The organism is Bradyrhizobium sp. 160, from assembly GCF_023073735.1.
Lineage (GTDB): Bacteria > Pseudomonadota > Alphaproteobacteria > Rhizobiales > Xanthobacteraceae > Bradyrhizobium.
Map to the genome: position 1 here is coordinate 392551 of NZ_JADPKD010000008.1, position 24364 is coordinate 416914.

General features: G+C 63.3%; 23 protein-coding genes and 1 tRNA gene. 12 read left to right on the plus strand and 12 right to left on the minus strand.

Going from position 1 to position 24364, the window contains the following annotated elements; translation table 11 throughout:
• Positions 1-82: 82 nt before the first annotated feature.
• Positions 83-379, minus strand: coding sequence for a hypothetical protein (locus tag IVA98_RS04620; protein ID WP_247281114.1), 297 nt, complete (start codon positions 377-379; stop codon positions 83-85).
• 477 nt (positions 380-856) lie between these two features.
• On the opposite strand from IVA98_RS04620, the gene IVA98_RS36905 reads away from it, so the two are divergent.
• Together IVA98_RS36905 and IVA98_RS04625 are read left to right on the plus strand one after the other, a co-directional pair.
• Positions 857-985, plus strand: coding sequence for a hypothetical protein (locus IVA98_RS36905; RefSeq protein WP_256466437.1), 129 nt, complete (start codon positions 857-859; stop codon positions 983-985).
• Positions 986-1003: 18 nt separating this feature from the next.
• Positions 1004-2797: a PHP domain-containing protein gene (locus IVA98_RS04625; protein ID WP_247297604.1), complete on the plus strand. Its 1794-nt coding sequence runs from the start codon at positions 1004-1006 to the stop codon at positions 2795-2797.
• A gap of 602 nt (positions 2798-3399) precedes the next feature.
• On the opposite strand, the gene IVA98_RS04630 is transcribed toward IVA98_RS04625, so the two are convergent.
• A tRNA-Ser gene (locus tag IVA98_RS04630) sits at positions 3400-3489 on the minus strand.
• Between the two features lie 498 nt (positions 3490-3987).
• Here IVA98_RS04630 and IVA98_RS04635 point away from each other — a divergent pair.
• Positions 3988-4221: a hypothetical protein gene (locus IVA98_RS04635; protein ID WP_247297599.1), complete on the plus strand. Its 234-nt coding sequence runs from the start codon at positions 3988-3990 to the stop codon at positions 4219-4221.
• Between the two features lie 731 nt (positions 4222-4952).
• Here the strand turns inward: IVA98_RS04635 and IVA98_RS04640 are convergent.
• The 8 genes from IVA98_RS04640 to pncA form a co-directional block, all read right to left on the minus strand.
• Positions 4953-5276, minus strand: a complete 324-nt coding sequence (locus IVA98_RS04640) for a hypothetical protein (protein ID WP_247297688.1) — start codon at positions 5274-5276, stop codon at positions 4953-4955.
• Between the two features lie 249 nt (positions 5277-5525).
• A complete protein-coding gene (locus IVA98_RS04645) occupies positions 5526-5786 on the minus strand; it encodes a hypothetical protein (RefSeq protein WP_247297597.1) in 261 nt (86 codons plus the stop codon).
• Positions 5787-6229: 443 nt separating this feature from the next.
• Positions 6230-8080: a dihydroxy-acid dehydratase gene (gene ilvD, locus IVA98_RS04650; RefSeq protein ID WP_247297596.1), complete on the minus strand. Its 1851-nt coding sequence runs from the start codon at positions 8078-8080 to the stop codon at positions 6230-6232.
• Positions 8081-8695: 615 nt separating this feature from the next.
• Positions 8696-9919: a DUF1236 domain-containing protein gene (locus tag IVA98_RS04655; RefSeq protein ID WP_247295059.1), complete on the minus strand. Its 1224-nt coding sequence runs from the start codon at positions 9917-9919 to the stop codon at positions 8696-8698.
• 132 nt (positions 9920-10051) lie between these two features.
• Entirely contained in the window at positions 10052-10429 is a 378-nt protein-coding gene (locus IVA98_RS04660; protein ID WP_247275624.1) for a GrlR family regulatory protein, read from the minus strand.
• Positions 10430-10464: 35 nt separating this feature from the next.
• Positions 10465-12498: an NAD(+) synthase gene (locus tag IVA98_RS04665; RefSeq protein WP_247295062.1), complete on the minus strand. Its 2034-nt coding sequence runs from the start codon at positions 12496-12498 to the stop codon at positions 10465-10467.
• Between the two features lie 161 nt (positions 12499-12659).
• Positions 12660-13775 carry an alpha/beta fold hydrolase gene (locus tag IVA98_RS04670; RefSeq protein ID WP_247336189.1) on the minus strand — a complete coding sequence of 372 codons (1116 nt, stop codon included), beginning with the start codon at positions 13773-13775 and terminating at the stop codon, positions 12660-12662.
• 13 nt (positions 13776-13788) lie between these two features.
• Positions 13789-14415: a bifunctional nicotinamidase/pyrazinamidase gene (gene pncA / locus IVA98_RS04675; protein WP_247295066.1), complete on the minus strand. Its 627-nt coding sequence runs from the start codon at positions 14413-14415 to the stop codon at positions 13789-13791.
• A gap of 267 nt (positions 14416-14682) precedes the next feature.
• Between pncA and glk the strand changes: the two genes are divergently transcribed.
• The 3 genes from glk to IVA98_RS04690 all read left to right on the plus strand — a co-directional run bounded on the left by glk (position 14683) and on the right by IVA98_RS04690 (position 16329).
• Positions 14683-15720, plus strand: a complete 1038-nt coding sequence (gene glk / locus IVA98_RS04680) for a glucokinase (RefSeq protein ID WP_247295408.1) — start codon at positions 14683-14685, stop codon at positions 15718-15720.
• Positions 15721-15820: 100 nt separating this feature from the next.
• Positions 15821-16024 carry a hypothetical protein gene (locus IVA98_RS04685; RefSeq protein WP_247295068.1) on the plus strand — a complete coding sequence of 68 codons (204 nt, stop codon included), beginning with the start codon at positions 15821-15823 and terminating at the stop codon, positions 16022-16024.
• Positions 16025-16173: 149 nt separating this feature from the next.
• Positions 16174-16329 (plus strand): hypothetical protein, encoded by a 156-nt coding sequence (locus IVA98_RS04690; protein WP_247336195.1) that lies wholly within the window; start codon positions 16174-16176, stop codon positions 16327-16329.
• A gap of 109 nt (positions 16330-16438) precedes the next feature.
• Here IVA98_RS04690 and IVA98_RS04695 read toward each other — a convergent pair whose 3' ends face one another.
• Both IVA98_RS04695 and IVA98_RS04700 read right to left on the minus strand, forming a co-directional pair.
• Positions 16439-16816 carry a response regulator gene (locus tag IVA98_RS04695; protein WP_247275629.1) on the minus strand — a complete coding sequence of 126 codons (378 nt, stop codon included), beginning with the start codon at positions 16814-16816 and terminating at the stop codon, positions 16439-16441.
• Positions 16817-16928: 112 nt separating this feature from the next.
• Entirely contained in the window at positions 16929-17729 is an 801-nt protein-coding gene (locus tag IVA98_RS04700; RefSeq protein WP_247295072.1) for a Spy/CpxP family protein refolding chaperone, read from the minus strand.
• 481 nt (positions 17730-18210) lie between these two features.
• Here IVA98_RS04700 and IVA98_RS04705 point away from each other — a divergent pair, with 481 nt between their 5' ends.
• From IVA98_RS04705 to IVA98_RS04730, 6 genes are all read left to right on the plus strand, one after another.
• Positions 18211-19551, plus strand: coding sequence for an ABC transporter substrate-binding protein (locus tag IVA98_RS04705; protein ID WP_247295074.1), 1341 nt, complete (start codon positions 18211-18213; stop codon positions 19549-19551).
• 148 nt (positions 19552-19699) lie between these two features.
• Positions 19700-20638: a carbohydrate ABC transporter permease gene (locus IVA98_RS04710; RefSeq protein WP_247295076.1), complete on the plus strand. Its 939-nt coding sequence runs from the start codon at positions 19700-19702 to the stop codon at positions 20636-20638.
• Entirely contained in the window at positions 20638-21549 is a 912-nt protein-coding gene (locus tag IVA98_RS04715) for a carbohydrate ABC transporter permease (protein WP_247295077.1), read from the plus strand. The genes IVA98_RS04710 and IVA98_RS04715 overlap by 1 nt, the downstream gene beginning before the upstream one ends.
• Before the next feature lie 20 nt (positions 21550-21569).
• Positions 21570-22670 carry an ABC transporter ATP-binding protein gene (locus IVA98_RS04720; protein WP_247275634.1) on the plus strand — a complete coding sequence of 367 codons (1101 nt, stop codon included), beginning with the start codon at positions 21570-21572 and terminating at the stop codon, positions 22668-22670.
• A gap of 34 nt (positions 22671-22704) precedes the next feature.
• Complete coding sequence (locus tag IVA98_RS04725; protein ID WP_247295080.1) at positions 22705-23694, plus strand: hydroxyacid dehydrogenase; 990 nt, start codon at positions 22705-22707, stop codon at positions 23692-23694.
• A gap of 168 nt (positions 23695-23862) precedes the next feature.
• The gene (locus IVA98_RS04730) at positions 23863-24336 is read left to right on the plus strand and encodes a hypothetical protein (RefSeq protein WP_247295082.1); all 474 of its coding nucleotides are present in this window, start codon (positions 23863-23865) and stop codon (positions 24334-24336) included.
• Positions 24337-24364 lie beyond the last annotated feature (28 nt).

The following is a 24364-nucleotide window of genomic DNA, read 5'->3' on the forward strand; positions in this document are numbered from 1 at the left end:
CGGGTTCCGCGGCCCGCAGACGGGCTATGCTCGGTGTGAGAATGCTGAGCCACAGAGCTTACGCGGCACAAGCGCACTTGCGTTATTTGGTTCGGACAGTCTTTGCGCCGGCGCCCCTCAAGACGTCTGCGATCTTTTCAGGGGCATCGCCGTGGAAATCCACGGAGACCTCGATCAGACCCTCCAGCTTCTGGTGACCCTCCGGCGCGGGCGCGGATTTGACGTCAGCACCGGCCGGATGTGTCCCCGCCGTGTTCGCGCCGCCGGCCGGTTGGACGAAGACGTCGCTTCGGGATACGCCGCATTCCTGGACGACGTGCTCAATGGCAAGCTCGGCGCTGCGGCGAGTGTCGAATTCTCCGATGATCGTGCTTTCCAAGACAGCTCTCCCTAGGTGGACGAGAGTGCGTACAACAGGCCAGCACTGGCCAAGTTCCAGAAGCTGGCGACCTGCATCTCAAATGCATGGATGGTCGATTTGGACCACGCGCCGGGGGTTCAGAACCGGACTATCCCGAGCAGGAAGAGGAGCGCGAGAGTGACCAAGCCGGAGATCAGCAACGAGCCGAGACACCCGAGCCGGTTCGAGAAAAAGAAGAACATGCCTGGCCCGCTGTGAAGCTTCCTGCCGGGCTAATTTTTCAAGTTCGATAGCGTTCCGGATGCGCTCTTGTTCGTCCTGATTGTCGAGCGGCTCCCACCTACAGCCAGCGCTTGAACTGGTGCTTCTAGAAGAGACGGATAAGAACCAATCTTTGAGCGAGACGTTGAACCCACGATGTCCGACGCCTTTGACTATTTCCGAGCGCACGCGGTTCGAGCCCTTTGCAAGGCCCGGACGATGCCCCGCGGGCGAATGAAGCATCTCCAAATCGTAGTAGCCCGGATCTACCATCTGCTCACCAAGGAGGCCGCCTACGGGCCGAACCTGCAGCATCTGGACGACTTCCGGGCAGCCCAGAAGGTCGAGAAGTCAATTGATTGAAGGCCTGGAGTGAGGTGAGTGGCGGTCGCTGACACCCCAAAGGTGACTGAACTCCTGAGGGAATACGCGCAGCGAACTGCGCTGCGTGGAGGCAACCCCTATCGTGCGAAGGCTTATGCCCGCGCCGCCGATAATCTTGCCGCGCTCGTCGTCCCGCTCCACGTGCTGATCGAGGAAGACCGCCTCACCGAGATTCCCGGGGTCGGCGAAGCCATCGCGGACATCATCACCAAGCTGTATCGCACGGGCACTCATCCGAGCCTTGAGAAGCTGCGCAAGGAAATTCCCGCGGGGGTCCTGGAACTGCTGACGGTGCCGGGCTTAAGGCCTGAGAAGGTGCTCAAGCTCTACAAGGATCTCGGTATTACCTCCCTATCCGAATTGGAAACGGCAGCCAAGCAAGACCGCATCAAGAAGGCCAAGGGGCTTGGGGCCGCGCTGCAGACCAAGATCGTGGAGAACCTTGCGATCGCCAAAAGCGGCAAGGGACGCCTGCACCTGCATCGCGCCGCGGCCCTGCTCGAGCATGCAACGGACTCGCTGCGGAAGGCGCGGCCCGAGCTCAAACGGCTCACGATTGCCGGCGACTTCAGGCGTGGTTGCGAACTCGTCGCCGACCTCGCGATCGTCGCCGAGGCCCCCGGGAGCGGCAGCGTTATCGAATCAGGCGGGCTGCAAGTCCACCTCGCCGATCGCAAGCATTTTGGCGCCGCCCTGCTCCACGCGACAGGTTCACCGATTCATCTTGATCAGCTTCGGGCGCTCGCCGAGAAGAAAGGAATGCGCCTCGAGCCGGACGGGCTGCACAAGGCGCGGAGCGTTGTCGCAGAGACCGAGGAAGACATCTACCGGGCGCTCGGCCTTCCCTTCATCGCGCCCGAACTGCGCGAGGGTCGCGGCGAGATTGAGCGGGCACTGAAGAAAAAGCTGCCGAGGCTCGTCACCGACCAGGACCTGCGCGGCATCCTGCACTGCCATACCGACGCCTCCGACGGGACCGAGACGCTCGAGACCATGGCAAAGGCAACGTTGAAGCGCGGCTTCGAATATTTCGGTGTCGCCGACCACTCGCAGTCGGCGCACTACGCCGGGGGTCTCTCGCTCGAGCAGATCAAGGAGCAGCATCGGCAGGCCGAGCGGCTCAACAGAAAGTTTGGCAAGGGCTTTCGGATCCTGAGGGGCGTCGAATCCGACATCCTGGCGGACGGATCGCTGGACTATCCGGACGAGGTGCTCGACGGCTTCGACTTCGTGGTCGCCAGCATCCACGGGCGTTTCAGGCTGGATCGGAAGGCACAGACCGAACGCCTGCTGCGGGCGATCGCCAACCCCTACACCACCATCGTCGGCCACATGACCGGCCGCCAGCTTCAGCGCCGTCCAGGCTATGAGATCGATGTCGAAAAGGTGCTGCGCGCCTGCGCCAAGCACGACGTTGCAGTCGAGATCAACGCTCATCCCTGGCGGCTCGATCTGGACTGGCGCTGGCATCAGGCTGCGCTCGGATATGGCTGCATGTTGAGCATCAATCCGGACGCGCACTCGATCGCCGAGCTCGATCACATGCATTGGGGCGTCGAGATGGCGCGAAAAGGCGGCGTCCCCGCAGAGCGGGTGCTGAACGCAATGCCGCTGGCCGATATCGAGCGATACCTCCGCCACAGGCGCCGCTCGTTCGCACGTGCAGCTTGGAGGCCTGGTCCTTCAACGAAGGCCCGCCGGTCCACGCGCAGCCGTTTGCGGGAGAAAGAACGACCCCAGGCCTGGATCAAGGACCCAGGGCTGGGGCCGCTCGGGCTACGGGTTAGATAGCCTGATGCGCCTAAGCGCATGCGGATCAAAGTACGTGGGCCGCAAGCGTTCCTATTTTTGCAACGGCCTCCACCGGAGCTAAAGCGCAATGAGATTGGGAATAATCGTCATCGCGCTTGACGTTGTGTTTGAGCCCGATCTTTTCGGAAAACCGCTTCACACTTTTCCGGATCATGTCCAGGAACGCTTGCTGCGCTTTCGCGTCTTCTGAAAAAATGAGACGTGCCCATGCCTCCAGCCACGCCCCCGAGCCCAACCCTGCTCCGCTGCCCCAAATGCCGCGAACCGCTCAGCCTGGCGGAGAAGCTATGGGACATGAAGGCAGCCCGCTTCATCCGGGTTTATCAATGCCGGTGCGGTGAACTGCTCTGGGATGATCAATCGTCCGCGGAACACAGCTAAGGCACACCAGGCCCGCCTCGCCTGGAGTTGCGATCTCGAGCGGCGCAGCGAGGCCGACAAGATTTCGTCTCGCTTCAACTCATCCGCGATTGCGCCCTCTACGTCGAGCTCAGCTGAACGCGGTAACGAGAGGCCGTATTCTCTGTTGAGTTGGACGCCACGTCTGAAACCGCATCTAAGCGGTTGATTTTATTGGATTGTGGCGGAAGGGGTGGGATTCGAACCCACGGTACCCTTGCGGGCACGCCGGTTTTCAAGACCGGTGCCTTAAACCACTCGGCCACCCTTCCAAGTCTGGAAGTTGTTTAGCTTTTCGTCGCTTCGGTTCGCTTGTTTATGGCGGCGCGCATGGCGACGTCAACCGCTGCGGCGGCTTCCCCCTGCATGTTCGGCCTCAGGTGGCTGTAATCTCCATCGTGATCGCGATTGAGGAATGGCCTAGCCGCTGCTGCACGATCTTGGAATGGATATTCGAGGCCAGCATATGGCTGGCGTGGCTGTTGCTAACCAAATGCGTCTGATCCGCCCGCTGTGGGTGCTCCACCGGTGGGCCCGGCATCGCGCCGAGCGCCAGTGAAATCGCGGGCTAAGCCGCTGATCTGACTCCGCTTTGGTCCGAAATCCCGGCAAAGGATTCGCGACCGGGATCCTGGCCCGCCGGTTCACGCTGGCGGGTCTTCTTCGCGACGCCTGTCGGCCTAATCAACGGTTAACGAAGAACCAATAGAATATTCCGCCGTTGACTTGCACCCCACCGCGACACGAGGTGGGTTTAGGACATGCCGATAATGGCGGACCTCAAAAAGAGATTGGACAAACTCCGCGCCGATGCCGCGGATTTGGCCCTTATGAGCAGGCGGGCAAGCGATCCGGAAAAGCGCGAACTCTTCGGACGCTTGGCAGATGAGCTTGCAATAGAAGCTCTTGAACTCGAGCAGGTGGTGAAGCAACAAGCTAGGCAATCAGCTTCCAGCGACATGGACAGAGTTGTGAACTTCCGGACCCGCCTGGAGAGGAACTGAACACCATTGTCGAGATTGCCGGCTCGCAACGTGAGAGCGGACGAAGCGAGCAAAAATGATGAGTAAGCGAAGCAAGGCCAACTTGGTTGGCGTAGGAACGTGCCTAGCGATCAGCGTTCATTTTCCAGGTCGAAGCAGGCTGCTATTGCCCTGTGGTCTCTAGGCGCTCTAGCGTTCGGCATGGCTGCGCTGGTTTCTTCTTCTCACTAGCTTGCTGAAGGGCGCCGCCTCAGTCGGCGGCCGCTCAATGGTCCGCCCGCGCGGCCGGTCGCAGGGGCCCGGTTGGTCATATGGGACCCGAAAACTTCCCGAGCTGACCCTTTCCCATGACGAGATCGCCCGCTCCTAGGAGCTTAATTCTACCGACCATTTTCAGAGTTAAAGTTCAAGACCGGTGCCTTAAACCACTCGGCCACCCGTCCAAGCCTGGAATGGGTGTCGCTTAACGCAGTCACCGCGCAAGGCAATGCGAAGTTTGCACTCTCGCCTCAACCCCTTCAGCCCGCCCTCTGTCAGGCGAGTGTCAGCCTGTTCCGCTAGCTTGGCGCAGGTTCGGCGCCGCCACGCGCCGACGTCTCGGCAATCCCAGATACCGGCGACATCTCCCAGGGCGTTGCCGGTTGCGAGGCCCGGTTGGATTCGTCTCCATATCCGGGCCTCGTTTGCTGATGCGCAAAAGAAAGCGGCGCCCCGCAAGGAGCGCCGCGCGAGACTGTCTTCGTTGCGCCAGCTCAGTACCCGCAGGACGCGCAGCCCATCTGCACGGGCGCGTAATACGAATAGCCCGGCGACACCATCTCGACGCGCTGGCGCGTGGCATATTGCGGGGGGATGCGCTCGTACTGGACGCTGGGCGGGGCCACCATCACGGTCTGCGGCACCATTACCGTGCGGTACTGCGCCGGCGTGCGGTGCGCGACCACAGAACCGGGAGACACCATCACGGTTTCGTCGAAAGTGCGGTATTGCGGCGCGACGTATTGCTGCTGGTAGCAGGTCGTGCACGGCGGCGGCGTATAACAATTGTAGCAGCCGGCGGAGGCTGCGCCCGCCATGGAAATCGCGGCGACCGCGGTGGAGAAAACAACGGCGAAAGTACGAGACATTGCGTGGTGCCCCAGTTGCCCGAAATGGATGTGCGAAGGTCGCTAGCAGTATATGCCGCAAAATCCTGGGCTGCCGAACTTCGTCGGGGCATCCTTAATGCGAACGGCCAATCGCGGCCGACAGGTAAGAACTCATTGACCACGCGCATTAACGCGCGACGTGCGCTTGCCGTTCATCCGCCTCCGACGGCTCGCGCTTCAGCGCCTCGCTGCTCTTTCCAAAAACTCCAGCAGCGAGGGATCGGTCTCCTCGAATTCGACAAAGCGGCGGCGCAGTTCGTCTGCGATTTCTGCGGTGGCATCTCGTGACCATCCTTCCGCGGTATTGAAAGCCACGACACGTACTGGATGGAGATATTGCCCCTCGACGAGATTCCTGAGCAGGGTCGCCCGATTGGCGTCCTCCTCAGCCGTCTCACACCAGGCGCGGCCCAGCCGCCGGCCGAAATCATCAAGCACGAGATAGACGTCCCGGTCTGTCGCAATGTGCGGCACGAGCGATGGAGAGTGACTCATGGCTTACCCCGCTACTGGCAATCCGGACCGTTGCGGAGGATACGGCGTCCGCCCGGCCGGATTCGGAAAAATGGATTTCGGCTATTTTCTTAAGTGGCGCGATTAAATCACAAACAAAGTACAAATAAATAAAAATTAAATGGCAAAATGGGCGCAAAGACACTAAATTCACAGGGGCCTGGCGGGCGAGCCCGCACGTCGGGTGCCCACTTTGCAAAACGGCTCCCGCCTCCACCCCCAAAAGCCCACACCCCAGGAGGCGGGACCGTTTCTTTTGCGACCGCTGTCCCGGCTCTCTGTCCCGCAACAGTACGCCCGCCCGCTCGCGTCGAGACCGCGGGTCATTCCGGAAGACTCCGCCCAGCCGGTGGCGCGTCGATCAGGCGCTATCTCGAACGCCGCTTCACCTCGCGCACGGCGCCGCGCGCGGCGCTGGTGGTGAGCGCGGCGTAAGCCTGCAGCGCGGTCGAGACGTTGCGCCTGCGGTTCTGCGGCTGCCAGGCGGCATCGCCCTTCGCCTCCTCCGCGGCGCGGCGTTTGGCCAGCTCCTCGTCGGAGACCTGCAGGCTGATGCTGCGGTTAGGGATGTCGATGGCGATACGATCGCCGTCGCGCACGAGACCGATATTGCCGCCTTCGGCCGCTTCCGGCGACAGGTGGCCGATCGACAGGCCGGACGAGCCGCCGGAGAAGCGGCCGTCGGTGACGAGCGCGCAGGCTTTGCCGAGACCCATCGATTTCAGATAGCTGGTCGGATAAAGCATCTCCTGCATGCCGGGGCCGCCGCGCGGGCCTTCGTAGATGATCACAACGACCTCACCCGCAACGACCTTGCCGCCCAGGATCCCTTCCACCGCTGCGTCCTGGCTTTCGAACACGCGCGCGGGGCCGGAGAATTTCAGGATCGAGGCGTCGACGCCGGCGGTCTTCACGATACAGCCGTCCTGCGCGAGATTGCCGTAAAGCACGGCGAGGCCGCCGTCCTTGCTGAAAGCGTGCTCAAGGTCGCGCACGACGCCCTTCTCGCGGTCGGCATCGAGCTCGTCGTAGCGGCGCTCCTGGCTGAAGGCGACCTGGGTCGGGATGCCGCCGGGCGAGGCCCGATAGAAGGTGCGCACCGCCTCGCTCTTGCTGCGCTTGATGTCCCAGCGCTCCAGCGCATCGTTCATGGTCGGGGCGTGCACGGTCGAGACCGAGGTGTCGATCAGCCCGGCGCGGTCGAGCTCGCCGAGAATGCCCATGATGCCGCCGGCGCGATGCACGTCCTCGACATGCACGTCGGCGACGGATGGTGCGACCTTGCACAGCACCGGCACACGACGCGAGAGCCGGTCGATGTCGCGCATGGTGAACTCGACCTGCCCTTCATGGGCAGCGGCGAGCAGATGCAGCACGGTGTTGGTCGAGCCGCCCATCGCGATGTCGAGCGTCATGGCGTTTTCGAACGCCCTAGAGTTGGCGATGTTGCGCGGCAGCACGCTGGCATCGTCCTGCTCATAATAGCGGCGGACCAGATCGACGATGGTATGGCCGGCCTCGACGAACAGGCGCTTGCGGTCGGCATGGGTTGCGACCACCGTGCCGTTGCCGGGCAGCGCGAGACCGAGCGCCTCGGTCAGGCAGTTCATGGAATTGGCGGTGAACATGCCCGAGCACGAGCCGCAGGTCGGGCACGCCGAGCGCTCGATCACCTTGACGTCCTCGTCGCTGACCTTGGAATCGGCCGCGGCTACCATGGCATCGATGAGGTCGACGGCTTTGGTCTTGCCCTGGAGCTTGACCTTGCCGGCCTCCATCGGTCCGCCCGAGACGAACACGGCGGGGATGTTGAGCCGCAGCGCGGCCATCAGCATGCCGGGCGTGATCTTGTCGCAATTGGAGATGCAGACGAGACCGTCGGCGCAATGTGCGTTGGCCATGTATTCGACGCTGTCGGCGATCAATTCGCGCGACGGCAGGCTGTAGAGCATGCCGTCATGGCCCATGGCGATGCCGTCGTCGACGGCGATGGTGTTGAACTCCTTGGCGACGCCGCCGGCCTGCTCGATCTCGCGGGCCACGAGCTGGCCGAGGTCCTTGAGGTGGACGTGGCCGGGCACGAACTGGGTGAAGGAGTTGACGACGGCGATGATCGGCTTGCCGAAATCGGCATCCTTCATGCCCGTCGCGCGCCAGAGGCCGCGGGCGCCCGCCATGTTGCGGCCGTGGGTGGTGGTGCGGGAGCGATAGGCTGGCATGGCGGTTTCCGTCCTCGGGTTGGCTTGAGCCGGGCGGAAAAATCGAAGCCGCCTCAGACCTTTCCGGCCGGATAGCGCACGCGGGGAACGCGCGCAACGGGAACTTGGTCCGGACAGGGCTCCCCTGCTCCCGGCGCGGCCTGTCGCGAACGTTCCCCAGCGCGAGGTTGCGTGCAAACGCTGCGCTGCAGGCGACAAGGATCGCGGCATGCGCGGACGAACGCGCCAATGTTCGAACGGGCGCGGGCGTGTCCGTAGTGATCCGGAATGGAAGCCTAATCGACCTTCGCGTACATCGCGGGACATCGATCGGCGGCCACTTCCACGGGCATCATCCTCTGATCGCGCTACATGGGGTTGGGGGACCACATGGGGCGGGGGATTGAAGGCTGGGGCAAGGTGACGAGGTCCGGACTCCTAGGCACTCCGGACCTCGAAACTTTTCAGATTGAACGCGATGCGCGCCGTCCGGCTGTTCAGCCGGGCGGCGCGTTCGCGTTTCAGCGTCGTCGTTCGGCCCGGCGCCTAAAGCGCGATGAATCGTCATCGCGCTTCAGGCGGCTGTTTAAGCATGATCTTTTCGGAAAACCGCTTCGCACTTTTCCGGATCATGCTTTAGCGCGTCTGCGGCTCGATCGTCACCGTGCAGTCGCCCTGCCCTTGCGTTGCGACCACGATGTCACCCGCGGGAGCGCCGAGGGCAATCGGCGCGGACGAGCCGCCGCCGGGCATCTGGACCGTCACGCTCAGCGAATCCGTGCGCGCGGTCGAGCCGACGGTTGACGGCTCTGCTTCGGCCACGTTCCCCGAGGCATCGCGCCGCATGATCCGGCAGTTCACATTGCGGGCGCCGGCGGCCGCCATGCTCTGGCCGGCGCTGCCGCCCATCTGCGCACGAGCGCGCGACGGATCCCGCGGAACCTGGCTGACAATGCGATGCGTGCGCGGCTCGACGATGACGACGTCGTCATCCGTCGCGAAATACTCATAGTCGCGATATTGCGGCTCGATCGACACGATCTCAGGCGGCAGCCGATGCAGACGGACGCGCGAAGGGATCGTCTCACCCACCCGGATCGCGATGCTCAGGTTGCGCTCTGGTGGCGCCAGGCGCGCGCGGCTTACCGTTTCAGAGATCCGCACCTGCCGTTCAGACGTCATGCTGGTCTGCTGATTGACCTGCGTGTTGGTCTGCGTGGTCTGATTGGCTTGATTGGTCTGCGTGCCCGTCGCCGGCGCAGTCTGTGCATTGTTGGTTGGCGCCGTCCGGTTCGTGTCGGTCGCGGTAGCCGGGCGGTTGTTCTGTTGCGCCGGCGGCTGTTGTTCGGCGGCGTTGCGCGGCGGCTGGGTCTGGTTGCGCTCGTTCTGGTTGGCCGCAGCTCCACTGCGCTCGTTCTGCTGGCCCGCAGGGCCGGTCTTGGATTTTTCGGACTCGGCAGTTGATTTCTGCGGCGCGGACTTGTCCTGCTTCGTCTCTGCGCTGCTCTTGCTGCTGTCGCGCCCAGGTTTGGCGGTCTCGGCCTCGCGGTTGCGATCGCGCGAAGGTTCGCGAGATTCTTGTGCCCGATCCTTCGCCTTCGGTTGATCACGTTCGGCGGCTGTAGCTGGCTGGCGCTTGTCTTCGTTGGCCTCGCGCTTGGCCGCGCCGCCTTTCTCTTCGCGACCGGCCCCCTGGAGTCTCTCCTGAGCGCCCTGCGTGCGCTCCTGAACCCGCTCTTGAGCGCCTTGGGCTGCGCCCCCGCGCTGCGGCGCAGCGCCTTTGGCCGGTTCCTCGGTCCGTTTCGGCTCGTCTTTCCGCTCACCGGGCGCCTGGGCGTAGGCGAAGCCGGAGGCGAGCATCAGTCCGACGGCCGCGGTCGATAACATCAAGTGCTTGCGCATAGTCCCTCTCCTCGACAATTCACAGCAACAGACGCGAACGTTCTGCGGGTACGAAGGTTCCTGCCAAGGAACGGGAGCAGATCACGCGGCTTACATTGCGTCCTTCAACGTGAGGCGGGCCGTGAATGTCACGGTGGTCTTGCCGACCAGCGCCATGCCTTCGACCTCGGCGCCGCCGGCCGAGTAGTCGCCCGAGAAACCGCAGGTGACCTCCCTGCCGCCGAATGCGAGGGTCTTGCCGATGGCTTCGGTATGCTGATTGACGATCATGTCGCCGCGCCACTTGCCGTTCCGGAACGTGTAGCTGCCGGTGTAATAGAAATAGCTGTCGCCGCCCATGATGCGCCCGTCGCAGAGCACGACCACGCCCCTGGCCTGACCGCGTTTGCCGTCGCGCATTTCGATATCGAAGATGTAGAGGCCGTTGACGACCTTGGCTTCCTCACCCGCCCCCTCTCCGACTGGCATCCGATCGTCCCCTCAATGTCCATGCGCCGCGCCGATCAGTTCGGCACGTTCCGTTCAAGATCCTCAAGCCATGCCGCCGCGCTCGCATCCGACGGGGCTCGCCAGTCGCCGCGCGGCGACAATGACCCACCCGCCGAGACCTTCGGTCCATTCGGCATCGCCGAGCGCTTGAACTGGCTGAAAGCGAAGAAGCGACGCAGGAATACCTCGAGCCAGCGCCGGATCTCGGGAAGATCGTAGGCCCTGCGCCGGTCGCTCGGGAAGGCCGGCGGCCATTCGCCCGTGGCGACGTCCTTCCAGGCGTGCTGCGCCATGAAGGCGATCTTGGAGGGACGCATGCCGAAGCGCAGCGTGTAGAACAGGTTGAAATCCTGCAGCTCGTAGGGCCCGACCGACGCTTCCGTGCTCTGCGGCTTCTCGCCCGGCTGCACCGGCACCAGCTCTGGAGAGATTTCGGCAGCGAGGATCGCGCCAAGCGTGCGGTTGACGTTGTCGCTGAACTGGTTCGATGAGATCACCCAGCGGATGAGATGCTGGATCAGCGTCTTCGGCACGCCGGCATTGACGTTGTAATGCGCCATCTGGTCGCCGACGCCATAGGTGCACCAGCCGAGCGCGAGTTCAGAGAGATCGCCCGTGCCGATAACGATGCCGCCGTGATGGTTGGCGAGGCGGAACAGATAGTCCGTGCGCAGGCCAGCCTGCACATTCTCGAAGGTGACGTCGTAGACCTTCTGGCCCTTGCCAAAGGGGTGGCCGATATCCTTCAGCATTTGCGTGGCCGTGGCGCGGATGTCGAGCTCTTGCCAGCTCGTCTGCAACGCCTTCATCAGCGCCAGCGCGTGGGTCTTGCTCTCGCTGCCGGTCGCAAAGCCCGGCATCGTGTAAGCCAGGATGTTTTCGCGCGGCAGGCCGAGGAGATCGACTGCCTTGGCGGCGACGATCAGGGCGTGCGTGGAATCGAGCCCGCCGGAGACGCCGATCACGACGCGCTTGGTGCCGGTGGCGCGCATCCGCTGAACGAGGCCGGCGACCTGGATGTTGTAGGCCTCGTAGCAATCCTGCTCGAGCAGGCTCTCGTCGCTCGGCACGAACGGAAACCGCTCGACCTTGCGCAGGAAGCCGATGTCGGCGGCCGGCGGCTTCAGCGCGAATGTCACCTTGCGGAAAAACGCCTCTCGCTGCCGGCGATTGTCGTCGAACGTGCCCATCAGCGCGCGCTCCTGCCTGAGCAGGTCGAGATCGACGTCGGCCAGCGTAATCTGGCCGTCCTGGCGGAACCGCTCGCCCTCGGCCAGCAGCACGCCATTCTCGTAGATCGAGGTCTGGCCGTCCCAGGCCAGATCGGTGGTCGATTCCCCTGCTCCGGCGGCGGAATAGACGTAGGCTGCGAGGCAGCGCGCCGATGTCGATTGGCACAGCAGCGCGCGCGAGCGTGCCCGGCCGATCGTGATCGGGCTGCCCGAGAGGTTGATCAGCACGCTGGCGCCCGCGAGGGCGAGCTCGGATGCCGGCGTCACCGGAATCCACATGTCCTCGCAGATCTCGACGCCGATGGTGAGGCCCGGAACGTCCTCGGCCGAGAACAGAAGGTCGACGCCGAACGGCGCATGCAGCCCGCCAAAGGAGATCGTCTCTCCGGCGATGCCCGCGCCGGAGGCGAAATGCCGTCCTTCGTAGAATTCGCGATAGGTCGGCAGATAGCTCTTGGGCACAACGCCGAGCACGTTGCCGCGATGGATGACGACCGCACAATTATAAATGCGATGGCCAAAGCGCAGCGGTGCGCCGACGATCAGGACTGTCATCAGTGCCGCGGAGGCCTCGGCGATCGCAGCGAGCCCGCGCTCGACCGCATCGAGCAGCGGATCCTGCTTGACCAGGTCTTCGATCGCGTAGCCGGACAGGCACAGCTCGGGAAACACGGCAACTGCCACCGATTGTTCGTGGCAGGCATTGGCCGCCACCAGGACGGCCTTCGCATTGGCCGAGGGGTCGGCCACGCGGGAGGTGGTGACGCAGGCCCCTACGCGCGCAAATCCATGGGCATAGATCGAGTGGAAAGACATCAAGCGCTGTACCTTCAATCCTTGCAATCTCTTCAATCACTTGCGCCACTAGCCGCAGCCGCCAGCACCGCATCATATGTAGCCCATCGACCGGCGCCCGTGCAGACCATCCGCCGTCATGCATAACCGATTTGCATGTCGGCCAGCCGGCGCCCGCGACGTCAGGCGCTGCGCGCCAAGACCCCGGACAGGTCGTCGCGGAGCCATTCGGCTATCCGAGGCCAGGCATGGGCGTGGGTCCGCGCCCCCATGAAAAGGCCGAGATGACCGCTCGGCTCGGAAGCTGCCGCAATGAAAGCCGGCGGCGTGCCGACGAGATCAGCGGTGGCGAGCGCCTGCACAGCCGGCACGACGTCGTCGTCCAGCCCGGCCAGCAGGAAGATCGGCGCCTTGACGTCCTTCAGGTCAACCGGGCGGCCGAGCGCGACGAATTTGCCGCCGGCAATCCGGTTCTCCCGGAAAATCCAGTTGACGATCTGAAGGTAATAAGTGCCGGGCAAATCGAGCGTCTCGCTATTCCAGCGGTCGAAGCGCGCGAGCAGGGTCGCGCCCTCCTCGTCCGAGAGTCCCCTCTGCAACGCCACTGCGATATCGTCGCTGTCAGGCGCCTTGGACCAGAAGCGCAGCATCTCCTCGCCCCTGACATTGCCGCCGCCGCGAGCGACGAGCTGGTCGTAGACCAGCTCGGGCGCGTTGCGGGCGAGCCGCGACAGCGCCGAGTCGATCGACAGATCGACCGGAGCGCCGACCAGGACCAGCCGCCGCACCTTGGTCGGAAAGCGCGCCGCATAGAGCAGCGACAGCCAGCCGCCCTGGCACAACCCGACGAGATCGACCGGCGCGCCGATCTCGTCGATGGCGACGTTGAGATCGGTCAGATAGCTGTCGATCGAGAGATAGCGCATCTCCGGCGTGGCTGACCGCCAGTCGGTGAGATAGACGCGGTCGATGCCGCCATTTTGCAGCGACTGCACCACGCTGTGGCCAGGCGCGAAGTCGGCGATCAGGGCCCGATGCAGCGCATAGGGCGCGCAGACCAGCGCCGGCTGCCCGGACCGCGTCTGCGTGAAATCGCGCAGGCGCATGGTCGCAAGCTCCAGCGCGACCGTGCTGGGCGTCGTCCACAGCAGGCTGCTCTCGCCCTGCTCCGCAGCTCCACGTTCCAGCCACCAGAAACAGGCGTCCATGGCCAGTCGCGCCGCCGCAAACGGCCACAGCAGCGGGTCATCCGGCGCATGGCCTGATCCGCCTGGCTGTCTGCCGGCCTTCTCCACCATGGCTATCTCATCCTCACAGGAACGCCTCGAGGCTCACGACCGAAATGCCGCGATCCTTAAAACTCCTGTGGGTGGCAGCCACGGAGCCGTCGAGATCGATGCCGCGACAGGCGTCCTCGACGACGGCGACCTCGAAACCTGCCGTGCGAGCGTCCTCCGCCGAGAAGCGAACACAGAAATCCAGCGCCAGACCGGCGACGAAGACGGTCTTCAGCTCGCGTTCGCGCAAGTAACCGAGCAGTCCGGTCGGCGTCTTATGGTCGTTCTCGAATAGCGCCGAATAAGAATCGATGCCGCGGCGAAAGCCCTTGCGCACCACCAGGCTCGCCCTGACAACGTCGAGCTCCCGGTGGAATTCAGCGCCCGTCGTACCCTGCACGCAATGAGAGGGCCAGAGAACCTGGGTGCCGTAGTCGAGCTCGATGGTCTGGAACGGCTGCTTGCCGGCATGGTTGGCCGCGAATGACACGTGATCACGCGGATGCCAGTCCTGGGTCAACACCACATTGGCGAATTTTTGGGCGATTCGGTTGATGGCGGGGACGACCTTTTCGCCGCCGGGAACGGCGAGCGCCCCGCCGGTGCAGAAGTCGTTCTGTACGTCAATCGCCAGCAGCACGTCGCGGTCGGAAATCTTCATCGCTGGTCTCGTTGCATCTGCGCCGGCGCGAAGGCGCCAGGCGCGCTCCCCTAGTGTCCGCCTTCCCGCGCTGCTGCGCAACCGTTGGTCCGTGAGGAAGCACCCGCGAATTGGTCGGCGGAAGGGCGCACAGGGTGCAACGGTTTGACGTCAACCGTGTTGACTAGCTGCACCCAAGGACGGATTCTGACAGCCGTTCGCAATTTGCGAGCAGAGAGCGGAGGAAGCGGTTCCCGCAGCCCGTGCGGCTGCGGCAGCCATATGGCCATGACGATCGGCAAGACAGGACAGATTCTTCTCGCCGATATCGGCGGCACCAATGCGCGCTTCGCGCTGAGCCAGGCTGAATCGAGTAACGGCGATCCGACCGGACCGATCGACTACGTCAAGGTCGCCGACTTCCCGACCGTTCGGGAGGCCATCGTCGATGTTCTCGCTCGCAGGTCCTCCGGCGGGCAGCCCGGAAGAGCCGTGCTGGCGGTGGCGGGCCCCGTCACCAACAATCGCTGCGTCATGACCAACAGTCCGTGGGTCATCGACGGCAACGAGCTGCAAGCTGCGCTCGGCTTCGACAGCGTCCACGTGCTCAACGACTTCGAGGTGGTGGCCTGGTCCCTTCCCGCCTTGCAGCCTGCCGACCTCATTCCGCTTGGCGGCCAGAATGGCCTGCCCGGAGAGCCCTTGCTGGTGGTTGGGCCCGGAACCGGCTTTGGGGTGTCCTGTTTGGTCGAGCGCCATGGCGCACGGCTGGCGGTCGTGACCGAGGCCGGTCACGCCACCCTGCCGGCGGAGAACGAGCGCGAGGAACGCGTGATCGCCTGTCTGCGCAAGCGCCTCGGCCATGTCTCCATCGAGCGCGGCGCGCTCTCGGGTTCCGGCCTGCAAAGCCTCTACGAGGCCCTGGCGGAGGTCGATGGCGCCCAAGTACCGCATCGGGATCCTGCCGCCATCACAAAGGCCGCGCTGGAGGGCACTTGCCTCGTCAGCCGCGCGACGCTCGACATGTTCTGCGCCATCCTCGGCTCGGTCGCGGGCAATCTCGCCGTGACCTTCGGCGCCCGCGGCGGCGTCTATATCGCCGGCGGGATCGTGCCGCGTTTTCCCGAGTTCCTCGCGGCGTCCGCATTCCGAGCACGCTTCGAGGCCAAGGGACGCTTCCAGGATTACTTGCGCAACATCCCGACCAGGCTGGTGATCAAGCCCGATGCGAGCTTCGTCGGCCTCAAGATGTTCGCCCAGCACAATCCAATTGACCAAATTGAGCGGACGAAGCGCCCGCTCGCGGGTCCAGCAATTCACAGCTGATTGCAGCGTACACCGGATTTCACGCAGGATCGTGCTTGCCTGCGCGTTTGGCATGCGAAACAATCCTGTCCTGTGTGTGGCGTAGTTGCGGGGGCGTGGCATGCGTAAACAGGATTTCGGTTTCGACTATCACCGCTATCACCGCCTGCTGCGCGAGGCGGATAACGAAGACAAGCGGCTGGCCTTGATCGAGCTCCTGATCGAGGAAAAGGCAAGGGACCGGCTGGCCGCCCAGCGCGCTTCGGATCGCGCCGCCATGACGGCGCATACCATTGCCACGGTGCTGAGAAAGGGTCGCAACTGAGGCTTGCGAGCTCGTCCCGGCGCGGGAGAACACGGGCGATTGCGACTTCGTTAACGATGCCTCGCAATCTGACGTCAAACTTTTTGCTCTAAGACTTCCCCCACCTGAGGCAAATCAGGGCCAATAACCAATAAAGGGGGGAAGTGAACATGAGCATGATCTCGCTCGCCGTAATGCCGGCCGCCGTCGAACCGCGGTTCGCCGTTTCTTCGTTCAAGACCATCTTGCTGTTCTGCTGCACCGGCCTGGCCGTCTCGTTCGGCCTGATCGCGCGTGGCATCGATCTCAGCGCCGGCCTGATCTGACAGCGCGCCGAGCTCTTTCGCCAAATGGCCGTCCCCGACGGGCGGCCATTTTCGTTGGTGATCTCAGTGCGGCGTCTCGCCGTCACCAGTGCGGCGTCTAGGCCGGCATTCAATGCGGCGCCTTCTCTGTGGCTTCCGGAAACATCGAATCGATCATCGCCTTGAGCTGATCCATCGCGATCGGCTTTCGCAGGATCGGCCTGCGCCGCAGCAAGGACGGCAGCAGCTCCGGTCCATAACCCGTCGCGAACAGAAACGGTTTTCCGCGTCGCTCGATCAGGTCGGCGACGGGATCGACGTAGACGCCCATCAGATTGATGTCGAGGATGGCCAGATCGTACTGCGCGGTCATGGCAAAGGCGCTGGCATCGCGGACATTGTCCGCTTCCGCAACGACGCGGTGGCCGAGCTCCTCCACCATGTCGGCGATCATCATCCGGATCAACGCCTCGTCTTCGACCAGGAAAACGGAGAGTCCGTCCGCCATATCAACCCCGCAGTCAGCCTTACGAAGCTAACCATAACCGAATTGCGGAGAGGATACACGAATTCGTGGCCGGCGCCCTTAATTCAGACGCGCCCGATCCGATTCAACTTGATCAATCCAATCCTCGCTCGTGGCTCAGGCGCACCATCTCCTGAATGAAGACCTGCTTCTGCTTGTCATCGAGGCTTGAATAGAGCGGCTCGGCCGCGTCGGCGACGTTGCGCTGGTCGGCCGCCCGGTCGATCAGGAACTGCGCCTCGTTGCGCATCTGCTCGATGATATCGTCGGGCGGATCGCGCTTGGCGCGCGCGACCCGAAGGTTGAGCCGCTCTGCACCATTATGCCCGAGGTAGTGCATGGCGCTCGAGAAGCCGTACCAGTGCTTCTCCTGATCGGGCGTGAGGTTCAGTTCGGTCTTGATCCGCTCGATATAGGCATCGCTGTTGGCAACGATCTGTTCCGCGCTCTGCTGCGGAGCGCCGGTCTGGGTGAGAACCGTCACATCCTTATTTTCTTTATTGTCCTTGCCATTTTGCGGGGCGTTCTTCGCTTCCTTGCTCGCTTTGGTGCCCTTCCCCGCCTTGGCGCTCTTGGCGTCCTTGTCCTTGCCGCCCGGCTGCTTGGCATCCTTGCTTGCATCCTTGCTGGCCTCCTTGGGCGGCGGCGCCTGATTGCCATTGTTGCCGACGCCGAGCACGCCGGTGAAGACGCCCACCACGCCGCCGATGGCGCCGCCGAGCACGCCGCCGACCGGACCTGCCGCCTTGTTTCCGGCCGCCGCGCCCTCCTGAACGCCTTTGACCAGACCTTGGGCGTTCGCCACCGCGGCGACGCCCAGCAGCAGCGCGAGCACGGACCCCAGCGCCAACCATCGTCGCAGGTGAAGCCGCGCTGGCAGCACCGGTTTGATCATTCTCGTCTCCATCGTCGATCTGGCTGGCCTGTCGGGCGAAAGGCCCATGGCAATTGCAACTCTATCGTTTCCGCCGCGCCGAGGTCCAGACGCCACCAATCGCCGTCCACGCCCGAAAAGTCTTTCGCGCGAAGCGGTTATGCAGGCTTATTCGAAACTGCGGCGTAATTGCGCACGGATCGTTCGAGGGCTCGTTAGCGCCAAGTGTGCGTCGCAAAATGAACGTCCGCGGTTTGCCTGCAACACACGGTCGTGAATGCGCTCGCGGCGCTGCCGGGGCACACCATTAGTTCTAGACGAGGAGCCGTTCGGCTTTCTCGACAGATGCGATCAATCATGATCTGATCGCGCTACCAATTTGCTGCGATCTCGCGTGAATACCGCGAGCCGACGGCACCAATAAGAAAATCCAACAACGAGAACTCAAGAAAGAAGTCTCTCAGAGGAAACTCCAACAACAACACCCAAGCGAGGAAACGAGATGTCACGCAAGACACTGACGCGACGTCAATTTGTGGCTGCCACTGCAATGTCCTCCGCGGCGCTGATCACGGCGCCTTATGTCAGGGGCGCTTATGCCGCCGGCAAGCTCTCAATCGGCTTCTGGGACCATTGGGTGCCCGGCGCCAACAAAGCCTCGACCGATCTCGTCAACGAATGGGCCGCGAAGGAGAAGGTGGAAGTCTCCATCGACTACATCACCAGCAACAACAAGAAGATCGAGCTGACCGCCGCGGCCGAAGCCCAGGCCAAGTCGGGTCATGACATTCTTCAGATGCCGAGCTGGTGGCCGCAGGCCTATGCCGAGAACCTCGAGCCGCTCAACGACGTCATGGAGCCGCTCCTCAAGCAGAATGGCGAGGTGAACGGCACCGTCAAATATCTCGGGAATTCGGGCGGCAAATGGCTCGCAGTGCCCGCGACCCCCGGCAGCCAGATCAAGGGGCCCTGCTCCCGCATCGATTTGATGAAGCAGCACGCCGGCATCGACGTACAGGAGATGTACCCGGCCGGCAGCCCGCCCAAAGCGGACAATTGGACCGTGGAGACCTTCCTGAAGGCAGCCGAGGCTTGCCAGAAGGCCGGCTTTGCATTCGGCATCGGCCTCGGCGAGACCACCGACAGCGTGGATACCGCCGGCGCGATCTTTCAGTCCTTCGGCGCCGAGCTCGTCAACGCCAAGGGCGATATCACGGTGAAGACCGATCAGGTTCGCCAGGCCATGGAATTCTACAAGAAGCTGATCGCGTTTCTGCCGCCGGATGCACCCTCCTGGGACGATGCCTCGAACAACAAATGGCTGATCTCCGGCCGTGGCGCGATGATCCTGAATCCGCCGAGCGCCTGGGCTGTTGCCAAGCGCGATGCGCCGCAGGTCGCCGAGCAGTGCTGGACGCACGGCTTCCCGTCCGGTCCGAAGGGCCGGTTTGCGCCGTACCTGCCGTACTTCTGGGGCGTCTGGAGCTTCGGCAAGAACAAGGAGGCGGCCAAGAGCCTGCTCGTTCACTTGTCCGCGCCGTCATCGATCGAGAAGTTCGTCGCGGTGAGCGGCGGCTATGACCTGCCGGCCTATGCGAACATGACCAAGTTCAAGACCTGGGCGGAAGAAGGGCCGCCGAAGGGAACGCTCTTTCACTATCCTGACCCGTACAAGCATCAGACGCTGTCGATCGCGGCATCGCCAGCGCCGCCCAAGATCGCACAGCAGATCTACTTCCAGGCGACGCTGACCAAGATGGCACTGCGTTATGCGCGAGGCGAAACGTTGGAGCAGGCGCTCGCCTGGGCCGAGGGCGAGTGCGAAGGCTTCATGCGGAGCTAGGCCGGGGCCTGCTGACAGGGCGGCTCGCGTCACCTGCGTGAGCCGCCCTGGCTCCGTGCTTCAATCTGCTTGACGGTGGAGCCGCCTCGCCGGCTTCACGGTTGGACAGCATAAGAGCATACAGAAAGACTGACCCAAGGATTCTGATATGGCCGATGTCGTCGTTGAGCGAGGTCGCATCGCCCGTGCGGCGGGCGCCCGCAGGGGAACGAGCCTGCGCAATGCGCTCGGGCGCAAATCGACGGTCGCGTTTTTCCTGACGCTGCCGCTGATCCTCCTGATCGCGCTGCTCGTGCTCTACCCCGCCTTCTATTCCGTTCATCTGGCCACGCTGAACAAGTCGATGACGAAGTTCGTCGGCTTCGGCAACTTGACCTTCCTGTTCAAGCGCGAGACGTTCTGGATGGTGGTGCAGCAGTCCTGCATCTTCGCGATCACGGCCGTGATCTTCAAAGCGCTGATCGGCTTCATCGTCGCGCATTTCGTCCACAACATTCCGGCCAAGGGCCAGCGCAAATGGCGCGGCATGCTGCTGGTGCCCTGGGTGATCCCACCGGCAATGAGTACGCTGGCCTGGCTGTGGCTGTTCGACCCTTCCTACAGCGCCTTCAACTACACGCTGTCCTTCTTCGGCGTCGGCCCGATCCCCTGGCTCGGCGACACCTTCTGGGCACGCTTCTCCGTCATCCTCGTCAACATCTGGTACGGCGCGCCTTTCTTCATGATCATGTATCTGGCCGCGCTGAAATCCGTCCCCGATCAACTCTACGAGGCCGCCGCGATCGATGGCGCCAATTGGTGGCAGCGGATCTGGTACGTCACCTTGCCGATGATGCGCAATATCATCGCCATCACCACGCTGTTCTCGCTGATCGTCACCTTCGCCAATTTCGACATCGTGCGCATCCTGACCTCAGGCGGTCCGCTGGATACGACGCATCTGTTCGCCACCTGGGCGTTCCAGGTCGGCATCCAGAGCAGCGACATCCCGCTCGGCGCCTGTGTCTCGCTGTTCATGGTGCCGATCCTGGCGGTCGCTGCGATCTTCATCCTGCGCGATGTCAACAAACGCGGAAACGAAGCCTGATGAGCACGCTCGCAATCGACAAGGCCGGCCCCTCCCGCAAGGTCAAGTATGGCAGCATGAGCCGCGACCGCGCCTGGGCGCTGCGCTGGTCCTACTTCTTCCTGGTGCTGTTCGCGATCTTCTTCCTGACGCCGCCGATCTATATGCTGATCACCTCGCTCAAGAGCAGCGCGGAGATATCGGCGGCAACCAATCCCTGGTGGGTATTCCACCCGACGCTGTCGAACTATGTCGAGCTGCTGAGCTCGAACCAGTTTCTGCGCTTCTTCTGGAACTCGTCGATCGTGTCGATCGTGGTCGTGATCATCACGATGCTGATCAGCATCCCCGCGGCCTTTGCGCTGGCGCGGATGAAGTTCTGGGGCTCAGCGACGCTGGCCACCGGCGTCTTTCTTACCTACCTGATCCCGGACAGTCTTCTCTTCATCCCGCTGTTCAAGATGCTCGGGGTCGTCCAAGACTACACCGGCATCACGCTGCTCAACCGATGGTACGTGCTGCTGTTCATCTATCCGACGTTGACGGTGCCGTTCTGCACCTGGATCATGATCGGCTATTTCGCCTCGATCCCGAAGGAGCTCGATGAAGCCGCCCTCATCGATGGCGCCTCGTGGCTCCAGACCTTGACCCGGATCTTCATTCCCGTTGCATTGCCCGGGCTGATCGCGGCGACCATCTTCGCCTTCACGGTGTCCTGGGCCCAGTTCCTCTATCCGCTGGTGTTCACGACCTCGATCGATCAGCTCGTGCTGCCGGTCGGCATCACCACCACACTGATCAAGGGCGACGTCTTCAACTGGGGACAGATCATGACCGGGGCGCTGCTTGGCGCCGCGCCGCCGCTGATCATCTACGCCTTCCTGATGGACTATTACATTGCCGGCCTGACCGCCGGCGCGACGAAGGGTTGAAATCGAGGGGTTGAAGTGCAATGGCCGACGTTTCCCTGCGTAAGGTGATCAAGCGTTACGACGATGTCGAAGCCGTGCGCGGCATCGATCTCGATATCTCCGATCATGAATTCATCGTGCTGGTGGGCCCCTCCGGCTGCGGCAAGTCGACGACGCTGCGCATGATCGCAGGGCTCGAGGACATCACCGACGGTGACATCATGATCGGCGGCGACGTGGTCAACGACGTGCCGCCGAAGGACCGCGACATCGCCATGGTGTTCCAGAATTACGCGCTCTATCCGCACATGACGGTCGCGGAGAACATGTCGTTCGGCCTGCGCCTGAAGCACTATCCCAAGGCCGAGATCAAGGCGCGAGTGACCGAGGCCGCCCGGCTCCTCGACATCACCGACCTGATCGATCGCAAGCCGAAGCAGCTATCCGGCGGCCAGCGCCAGCGCGTTGCGATGGGCCGGGCCATCGTACGCAATCCGAAGGTGTTCCTGTTCGACGAGCCGCTGTCCAATCTCGACGCCAAGCTGCGCGTGCAGATGCGGATCGAGATCAAGAAGGTGCACCAGAAGGTGCGCACCACCACGGTCTACGTCACCCACGACCAGGTCGAGGCGATGACGCTGGCCGACCGCGTCGTTGTGATGAACAAGGGATGTATCGAGCAGATCGGCACGCCGAACGAGCTCTACCACAAACCGGCGACACGCTTCGTCGCGGGCTTCATCGGCTCGCCCGCGATGAACTTCATTCCGTGCCGGCTCGAGGACGTCGGCGGCACGCTCCAGATCCGTCTCACCGACCGCATCGCTTTCCCGCTGCCGCCAGCCCGCGCCGCACGCTACAAGACTCTGCCGCGCACCGAGAAGCTGCTGCTGGGCCTTCGCCCCGAGCACCTCACCGAGTCGCATGCGCATCTCGCGCCCGGCGTCGAAACCTTCGAGACCGTGCTCGACGTAACCGAACCGATGGGGATGGAGACGCTGGTCTATTTCGGGCTCGACGGCACGCCGGTCTGCGGCCGCGTCGATCCCAATGCCGGCGCCAAGGACGGGGCACCCATGCGTTTGGCGATGGACCTCAACAACATGCACCTGCTAAACGAGGCGTCCGGCGTCGTGTTGTGATGCCGGTCCAAGAAACTCGCGCAGGCAGGAGACGATGGCGACCAACAAGAAGAAGATTTTCGTTACGCAAACTTTGTCGCAAGGGGCACGCGCCCTCCTCACCCAGCGGGACGATATCGAGCTCGTCGAGTTTCCGAACCTGATCTCCGCCAAGGACTTCGAGGCTCTGCTCAAGAGCCATGCACCGGTCCATGGCGTCGCGCTCGGCGCCACCGCCTTTGGCGAGACCGAGCTCGAAGCCGCAAAAGACATGAAGGTGGTGACCCGCATCGGCGTCGGCTACGACGCCGTCGACGTGCCCGCCCTCTCCCGCCGCAAGGTGCCGCTGATGGTCGCTGGCAGTGCCAACTCGCCCTCGGTCGCGGAAGCCGCGCTGTTTATGATGCTGACGCTGGCCAAGCGCGCGCAGGAATTGCACGCTTGCGTCAAGGACGGCAAATGGGCCGACCGGCTCGGCATGCTGCCGTTCGATCTCTACGGCAAGACCGTGCTGATCATCGGCTTCGGCCGTATCGGCAGTCGCACCGCCAAGCGCTGCCTGGCGATGGAGATGAAGGTACAGGTCTATGATCCCTACAAGCCGGCTGCCGATATCAAGGCTGCCGGCTGCGAGCCCGTCGCCGATTTCGATGCCGCGCTGCCTCATGCCGATTTCGTCACCATCCATTGTCCGAAGACGCCGGAGACGGTCGGCCTGTTCGATGCGGCACGGATCGGTCGGATGAAGCCGAAATCCTATCTCATCAACACCGCGCGCGGCGGTATCGTGAACGAGGCCGCGCTCTATGACGCGCTGGTCTCCGGCAAGCTCGCCGGTGCCGGTATCGATGTGTTCGAGGTGGAGCCGCCGCCGCTCAGCAACGCACTGTTTGCGCTGCCCAACGTCATCATGGCCCCGCATGTTGCCGGCGTTACCGTCGAGGCCGTGAGCCGCATGAGCGAGCAGACCGCGCGCAACATCCTGAGTGCGCTGGACGGCGATCCGATCCGGCAGAACGTCATCAATCAGGACGTGCTGGGCTGAGCCGAACTCCGGGCGGGCGGCGCAGGCGCTCGCTTGGGACGACCAAAAACCGTCCCATTTTGGTGCAGATCGAGCCCCAACTCAGCCTTAATCAAACGCGCGTAATGAGCCAGGGCGCACCGGCAGTGGGACAGACCAGCCGGCCGCGTCGAGCTGGAGGATGGACCCTTGGCAGAGATCGACCCGACCGACCACGCGCTGGCGACCATCGCCAGCATTTTAGAGCACCCCGAGCCCGTTCTCGCCGTACGTGAGACCGAGACCGAAATGGTGGTCGCTGGTGAACGTGAGCACATCGCCGCCGACGAGCAGCCAATTGTCAACGAGCATCCGGTGGTCGAGGAGCAGCCGCTGGTGCCGGAGCACACTGATGCGGACGGCTACAGCAAGGTCGGCCCGGGCCCGATGGTGGCGATCCGCCTCAAATGGACGGTCCATCGCGGCGACGACGGCCAATTCTACGTCCACGAGACCATCGGCGAGCAGTCGGCGCCCGTGGTTAGCGGCCCGATGACGAGCGAAGCCGCCGTGCATTTCGTCGACGCGCAGGAGCACGAAGCGCATCGGCGCTTCGAAGAGCTGCGCAGCGAAATTGCCGGCCGCAGCTCGCTCGCCGAATTCGAGCGCAAGGGCGAAGCGTAGGTTTACGTGCGTTCGGACGTCGCTATAC

Coding starts and splice junctions, on each gene's coding strand:
- IVA98_RS04685 (WP_247295068.1), top strand. CDS start 15,821: ATGCGTAAACAGGATTTCGGTTTCGACTATCACCGCTATCACCGCCTG.
- IVA98_RS04705 (WP_247295074.1), top strand. CDS start 18,211: ATGTCACGCAAGACACTGACGCGACGTCAATTTGTGGCTGCCACTGCA.
- IVA98_RS04670 (WP_247336189.1), bottom strand. CDS start 13,775: ATGGTGGAGAAGGCCGGCAGACAGCCAGGCGGATCAGGCCATGCGCCG.
- IVA98_RS04655 (WP_247295059.1), bottom strand. CDS start 9,919: ATGCTCGCCTCCGGCTTCGCCTACGCCCAGGCGCCCGGTGAGCGGAAA.
- IVA98_RS04725 (WP_247295080.1), top strand. CDS start 22,705: ATGGCGACCAACAAGAAGAAGATTTTCGTTACGCAAACTTTGTCGCAA.
- IVA98_RS04700 (WP_247295072.1), bottom strand. CDS start 17,729: ATGATCAAACCGGTGCTGCCAGCGCGGCTTCACCTGCGACGATGGTTG.
- IVA98_RS04640 (WP_247297688.1), bottom strand. CDS start 5,276: ATGGCGGGCGCAGCCTCCGCCGGCTGCTACAATTGTTATACGCCGCCG.
- IVA98_RS04660 (WP_247275624.1), bottom strand. CDS start 10,429: ATGCCAGTCGGAGAGGGGGCGGGTGAGGAAGCCAAGGTCGTCAACGGC.
- IVA98_RS04665 (WP_247295062.1), bottom strand. CDS start 12,498: ATGTCTTTCCACTCGATCTATGCCCATGGATTTGCGCGCGTAGGGGCC.
- IVA98_RS04720 (WP_247275634.1), top strand. CDS start 21,570: ATGGCCGACGTTTCCCTGCGTAAGGTGATCAAGCGTTACGACGATGTC.
- IVA98_RS04710 (WP_247295076.1), top strand. CDS start 19,700: ATGGCCGATGTCGTCGTTGAGCGAGGTCGCATCGCCCGTGCGGCGGGC.
- IVA98_RS04695 (WP_247275629.1), bottom strand. CDS start 16,816: ATGGCGGACGGACTCTCCGTTTTCCTGGTCGAAGACGAGGCGTTGATC.
- pncA (WP_247295066.1), bottom strand. CDS start 14,415: ATGAAGATTTCCGACCGCGACGTGCTGCTGGCGATTGACGTACAGAAC.
- IVA98_RS04715 (WP_247295077.1), top strand. CDS start 20,638: ATGAGCACGCTCGCAATCGACAAGGCCGGCCCCTCCCGCAAGGTCAAG.
- IVA98_RS04635 (WP_247297599.1), top strand. CDS start 3,988: ATGGCGGACCTCAAAAAGAGATTGGACAAACTCCGCGCCGATGCCGCG.
- IVA98_RS04690 (WP_247336195.1), top strand. CDS start 16,174: ATGAGCATGATCTCGCTCGCCGTAATGCCGGCCGCCGTCGAACCGCGG.
- glk (WP_247295408.1), top strand. CDS start 14,683: ATGACGATCGGCAAGACAGGACAGATTCTTCTCGCCGATATCGGCGGC.
- ilvD (WP_247297596.1), bottom strand. CDS start 8,080: ATGCCAGCCTATCGCTCCCGCACCACCACCCACGGCCGCAACATGGCG.
- IVA98_RS36905 (WP_256466437.1), top strand. CDS start 857: ATGAAGCATCTCCAAATCGTAGTAGCCCGGATCTACCATCTGCTCACC.